The 4,796-nt window shown below is 43.1% G+C and carries 6 protein-coding genes; 5 read left to right on the forward strand and 1 reads right to left on the reverse strand.

Annotation, left to right across the window (positions count from 1 at the left end; genetic code table 11):
• The 5 genes from RWM06_RS09300 to folK all read left to right on the forward strand — a co-directional run.
• On the forward strand, positions 1–634 hold a 634-nt coding region (locus tag RWM06_RS09300; protein WP_313970913.1), incomplete at its 5' end, for a type II CAAX endopeptidase family protein.
• Between the two features lie 93 nt (positions 635–727).
• Entirely contained in the window at positions 728–1,708 is a 981-nt protein-coding gene (gene folP, locus RWM06_RS09305; RefSeq protein ID WP_313970914.1) for a dihydropteroate synthase, read from the forward strand.
• A 1-nt stretch (position 1,709) separates the two neighbouring features.
• Positions 1,710–3,032, forward strand: a complete 1,323-nt coding sequence (locus RWM06_RS09310) for a folylpolyglutamate synthase/dihydrofolate synthase family protein (protein ID WP_313970915.1) — start codon at positions 1,710–1,712, stop codon at positions 3,030–3,032.
• Complete coding sequence (folE, locus tag RWM06_RS09315; protein WP_033683022.1) at positions 3,013–3,567, forward strand: GTP cyclohydrolase I FolE; 555 nt, start codon at positions 3,013–3,015, stop codon at positions 3,565–3,567. The genes RWM06_RS09310 and folE overlap by 20 nt, the downstream gene beginning before the upstream one ends.
• Before the next feature lie 157 nt (positions 3,568–3,724).
• A complete protein-coding gene (folK, locus tag RWM06_RS09320) occupies positions 3,725–4,537 on the forward strand; it encodes a 2-amino-4-hydroxy-6-hydroxymethyldihydropteridine diphosphokinase (protein ID WP_313970916.1) in 813 nt (270 codons plus the stop codon).
• Positions 4,538–4,612: 75 nt separating this feature from the next.
• On the opposite strand, the gene RWM06_RS09325 is transcribed toward folK, so the two are convergent.
• Positions 4,613–4,735 carry a hypothetical protein gene (locus RWM06_RS09325; RefSeq protein WP_000693002.1) on the reverse strand — a complete coding sequence of 41 codons (123 nt, stop codon included), beginning with the start codon at positions 4,733–4,735 and terminating at the stop codon, positions 4,613–4,615.
• Positions 4,736–4,796: the final 61 nt, after the last annotated feature.

The following is a 4,796-nucleotide window of genomic DNA, read 5'->3' on the forward strand; positions in this document are numbered from 1 at the left end:
TTTATATCAGATTCCTATAGGGGTTACTGCTATTTTAACTTTAAATGCAGTACCATTGTTACAGTCAGGGCTGATAGTTGCTGGTATTTCGATTGTGGTTTTGGTACTATTTATTTTTGGAGCTCGTAAAACACAGTTAGCAAGTTTTAATTTTTCTTTTTTTAGAGCTAAAGATTTGGCACGTTTGGGCTTGAGTTATTTAGTCATTATCTGTTCAAATATACTTGGTTCTATCTTGTTACAACTGTCAAATGAGACGACAACAGCTAACCAGTCTCAGATTAACGACATGGTTCAGAATAGTTCTCTGATTTCTAGCTTCTTCTTGCTAGCCTTGCTTGCTCCTATTTGTGAGGAAATCTTGTGTCGTGGGATTGTTCCTAAAAAGATTTTCCGAGGCAAGGAGAACTTGGGATTTGTAGTCGGTACGATTGTGTTTGCTTTATTGCATCAACCAAGTAATCTACCTTCTTTATTGATTTATGGAGTTATGTCGATCGTTCTGTCTTGGACGGCTTACAAGACCCAACGTTTGGAAATGTCGATCTTACTTCACATGATTGTTAATGGGGTTGTTTTCTGTTTGTTGGCTCTCGTGGTGATTTTGAGTCGGACATTAGGGATTTCTGTTTAAGATTTTTGACAATTGCTTACTTGTTTCTACTGGGAAAAAGATGAATGCAATCGTGTCCATTTTTTTCTTTTTATGGTAAAATAGAGAAATAATATGGTGAAGAGCCTTGAGGGAGTGACCGATATGTCAACTAAAGCTAATCATGTAAAGACAGCTATTTGCGGAATTATCAATGTAACCCCAGATTCCTTTTCGGATGGTGGTCAATTTTTTGCTCTTGAGCAGGCGCTCCAGCAGGCGCGTAAATTGATAGCAGAAGGGGCTAGTATACTAGATATCGGCGGAGAATCGACTCGGCCGGGCAGTAGCTATGTTGAGATAGAAATAGAAGAGGAAATCCAGCGTGTTGTTCCAGTGATCGAAGCGATTCGCAAGGAAAGTGATGTCCTCATTTCCATTGATACTTGGAAGAGTCAGGTGGCAGAGGCTGCTTTGGCTGCTGGTGCCAATCTAGTCAACGATATCACAGGTCTCATGGGTGATGAAAAAATGGCCCATGTGGTTGCTAAGGCTGGTGCGAAAGTAGTCATTATGTTTAATCCAGTTATGGCTCGACCTCAGCACCCTAGCTCGCTCATATTTCCTCATTTTGGTTTTGGTCAAGCTTTTACAGAAAAAGAGTTGGCTGACTTTGAAAAATTGCCAATCGAAGAGTTGATGGAGACTTTCTTTGAACGAGCATTAGCGAGAGCAGAGGAAGCTGGTATTGCTCAAGAAAATATCCTGCTGGACCCAGGAATCGGCTTTGGTCTGACCAAGAAAGAAAATCTCCTTCTTTTACGGGACTTGGATAAACTCCATCAGAAGGGCTATCCAATCTTTCTTGGAGTGTCGCGCAAGCGCTTTGTCATCAATATCCTAGAAGAGAATGGTTTTGAAGTCAATCCTGATACAGAACTTGGTTTCCGCAATCGGGATACGGCTTCGGCTCATGTAACCAGTATCGCTGCGAGACAGGGTGTGGAAGTTGTGCGCGTGCATGACGTAGCCAGTCACAGGATGGCAGTTGAAATTGCCTCCGCTATTCGTCTAGCTGATGATGCGGAAAATCTAGATTTAAAACAATACAAATAAGATGAAAGAAATTAAAAACAATCAATGGATTGCCAACTATCGGACGGACCAACCGCATTTTGGCTTGGAACGCATGGTGGAACTATTAGCTCTGCGTGACAATCCCCATCTCAAACTCAAGGTCATCCATATCGGAGGAACCAATGGCAAGGGTTCGACCATTGCTTTTTTGAAAAATATGCTAGAAAAGCTAGGGCTGAGAGTTGGGGTGTTCAGCTCGCCCTATCTCATTCACTACACAGACCAGATTAGTATCAATGGGGAATCTATCCCAGAAGCGAGACTAGAATCCCTCATGGCAGACTATCAGTTTTTGCTTGAGGGGGAAGCGGCTGCCAATTTGCAGGGGACAACCGAGTTTGAGATAATCACAGCCATAGCCTATGATTACTTTGCCTCAGAGCAAGTAGATGTGGCCATCATGGAAGTGGGCATGGGTGGCCTCTTGGATAGTACCAATGTCTGCCAGCCCATTTTGACAGGAATTACAACTATTGGCTTGGATCATGTAGCCCTACTTGGGGACACCTTGGAGGCCATAGCAGAGCAGAAAGCTGGTATTATCAAACAAGGGATTCCCTTGGTAACAGGTCGTATCGCTCCAGAAGCTTTGGTTGTGATTGACCGCATTGCGGAAGGGAAAGATGCGCCGATACTTGCCTATGGGAAAGATTATCAGGTCAGTCACCAAGAGATTGTGGTAACGGGTGAAGTATTTGATTATACCAGTTTTGCCAGACAAGGTCGTTTCCAGACTGGTTTGCTTGGTTTGCACCAGATAGAGAATGCTGGGATGGCCATAGCTTTACTTGATACTTTTTGTCAAGAAGATGGGCGAGAACTAGCAAGTAATGACTTGATTGTCCAAGCCTTGGAAGAAACAAGGTGGCCAGGGCGTTTGGAAATCGTGTCAAGAGACCCCTTGATGATTTTGGATGGGGCCCATAATCCCCATGCTATCACAGCTTTATTAGCAACCTTGCAAGAACGCTTTGCGGATTATCATAAGGAAATCCTCTTTACTTGTATCAAAACCAAGGCCTTGGAGGATATGTTGGATTTGCTGGGGGCAATACCAGATACCGAGCTTACCCTGACACATTTTGACGATAGTCGGGCGACTGATGAAAGCGTGCTGAAAGAGGCAGCTAAGTCTAGAAATCTCAGCTACCAAGATTGGCAGGATTTTCTAGAGCAGAAATTGATAGATAAAAAAGAAGAGAAACAAATAGTTAGGATTGTCACGGGTTCCTTGTATTTCTTGAGCCAAGTGAGATCCTATCTGATGGAGAGGAAGAACGAGAATGGATACACAAAAGATTGAAGCAGCTGTAAAAATGATTATCGAGGCTGTGGGAGAGGACTCTAACCGCGAGGGCTTGCAGGAAACACCTGCTCGTGTAGCCCGTATGTACCAAGAGATTTTTTCAGGTCTTGGTCAAACTGCGGAGGAACATTTGTCAAAATCCTTTGAGATTATTGATGACAACATGGTAGTAGAAAAGGATATCTTTTTCCATACCATGTGTGAGCACCACTTTCTGCCATTTTATGGTAGAGCGCATATTGCCTACATTCCAGATGGTCGTGTGGCAGGCTTGTCTAAGCTAGCCCGTACGGTTGAAGTTTATTCTAAGAAACCACAAATTCAAGAACGGTTGAATATCGAAGTGGCCGATGCCTTGATGGAGTATCTGGGTGCTAAAGGAGCCTTTGTTGTCATTGAGGCAGAACATATGTGTATGAGTATGCGTGGTGTCAGAAAACCAGGTACTGCAACCTTGACGACAGTAGCTCGTGGTCTATTTGAAACAGATAAGGACCTTCGAGATCAGGCTTATCGTTTAATGGGACTATAATACTCTTCAAAAATCTCTTCAAACCACGTCAGCTTCCATCTGCAGCCTCAAAACAGTGTTTTGAGCAGCCTGTGGCTAGCTTCCTAGTTTGCACTTTGATTTTCATTGAGTATAAAAAGAATCTGCTTCAAGCGGATTTTTCTAGAAAGGAATCATTATGGATCAACTGCAGATTAAGGATTTGGAAATTTTTGCCTATCATGGTCTTTTTCCTAGTGAGAAGGAATTGGGGCAAAAGTTTGTCGTTTCAGCTATCCTATCCTATGATATGACCAAGGCGGCTACAGACTTGGATTTAACGGCCTCTGTCCATTATGGAGAACTGTGTCAGCAGTGGACGACTTGGTTTCAGGAAACGAGTGAAGATTTGATTGAAACGGTAGCTTATAAACTGGTGGAACGTACTTTTGAGGCTTATCCTCTTGTCCAAGAAATTCAGCTGGAACTGAAAAAACCTTGGGCGCCAGTTCATTTGCCACTAGATACTTGCTCCGTAACCATCCATCGCCGCAAGCAACGAGCCTTTATCGCTCTAGGAAGCAATATGGGAGATAAACAAGCAAACTTGAAGCAAGCCATTGAGAACATGCGAGCTCGAGATATCCATATTCTCAAAGAGTCCAGTGTTTTGACGACGGAACCTTGGGGTGGTGTAGAGCAGGATAGCTTTGCTAATCAAGTGGTTGAGGTTGAAACCTGGTTGCCTGCCCCAGTTCTATTAGAGACCTTGTTAGCCATTGAGTCAGAGATGGGACGGGTGAGAGAAGTGCGTTGGGGACCTCGTTTGATTGATTTGGACTTGCTCTTTGTGGAGGACCAGGTCATTTACACAGATGAACTTATCTTGCCTCATCCTTACATAGCGGAACGCCTTTTTGTCCTTGAGCCCTTACAGGAAATTGCACCTCATTTTATCCATCCTACATTAAAGCAACCTATCCGTAACTTGTATAATGCTTTGAAAAAATAGAAAAACTCTAGTTTTCAGTCACTTGCAACTGAAGGCTAGAGTTTTTATACTCTTCGAAAATCTCTTCAAACCACGTCAGCTTCCATCTGCAACCTCAAAACAGTGTTTTGAGCTGACTTCGTCAGTTTCATCTACAACCTCAAAGCAGTGCTTTGAGCAACCTGCGGCTAGCTTTCTAGTTTGCTCTTTGATTTTCATTGAGTATTAAAATAGGTCATTTTCTTCTGGGAGGAGGATAGTTTCTCTACCGTCCATATCT

Origin of the sequence: uncultured Streptococcus sp. (assembly GCF_963516575.1) — a bacterium.
In the GTDB taxonomy this organism is placed as follows: Bacteria; Bacillota; Bacilli; order Lactobacillales; family Streptococcaceae; genus Streptococcus.